Below are 801 nucleotides of genomic sequence, written 5' to 3'. Positions count from 1 at the left end.
AAATAAAGAGACTATTTCAAACAGGGCTCTCTAAATTATGGCAAGAACAGTGCTCACCGATAATACATGGGAACAACTCCAAAGTACCATGAAGGCTCATGGCTGTCATACTTGGAAAAACGACAAACAAGTCATGGAAGCCATATTGTGGAAACTTCGTACAGGCGCGCCATGGCGTGATATACCGAGTGAGCTATGTCCATGGAAAACGGCCTACAACCGTTTTAATAGGTTGTCAAAAAAGGGGTTGTGGGAACAATTTTTTTTGACCTACGAGCAAGTATTGATGAAGAATGGGTATTCGCAGACGGAAGCTATATCCGCTGTCATCAGCATTCAAGCGGCGCAAGACGAGGAGAGCTTCGAGCTACTGGAAAGTCACGAGGTGGAACCACTACCAAGATTCATCTCGCCGTCGATTCGCATGGAAACCCGATTGATTTTAAAATCACTGGGGGTGACGTCCACGACAGCCAAGCGGTAGATGATATTATAGAGATGCTAACGGATGCGACCTACTTTATTGCTGATAAAGCTTATGATTCTGAAACCATTAGAACTAGGCTAAAGCAAGATAACATAAGCCCTGTCATCCCTAAAAGAAAAAATGCTAAACAACCAGATGTAGCGTTTGATCACTATTTATATAAACTACGACACTTAGTTGAAAACACGTTTGCAAGGCTAAAGCACTTCCGTAGTATTGCGACTAGATACGAGAAATTGGCTCGTAATTATAAGTCTATGCTGTATCTAGCTTGTACTATGATTCATTGCAAACTGAATTAGGGACACGCCCTA

General features: G+C 42.3%; 1 protein-coding gene. It reads left to right on the top strand.

Going from position 1 to position 801, the window contains the following annotated elements:
* The first annotated feature begins 37 nt into the window (after positions 1-37).
* A protein-coding gene (locus ACP7AE_RS14165; RefSeq protein ID WP_145990073.1) for an IS5 family transposase occupies positions 38-789 on the top strand; the annotation gives its coding sequence in 2 pieces (ribosomal slippage) (positions 38-266 and positions 266-789; 753 coding nt in all).
* Positions 790-801 lie beyond the last annotated feature (12 nt).

Origin of the sequence: Psychrobacter sp. TWP2-1-2 (assembly GCF_049896785.1) — a bacterium.
GTDB lineage: Bacteria > Pseudomonadota > Gammaproteobacteria > Pseudomonadales > Moraxellaceae > Psychrobacter.
The sequence above is the reverse complement of the archived record's forward strand: the minus strand, read 5'-3'. Positions and strand labels throughout refer to the sequence as shown.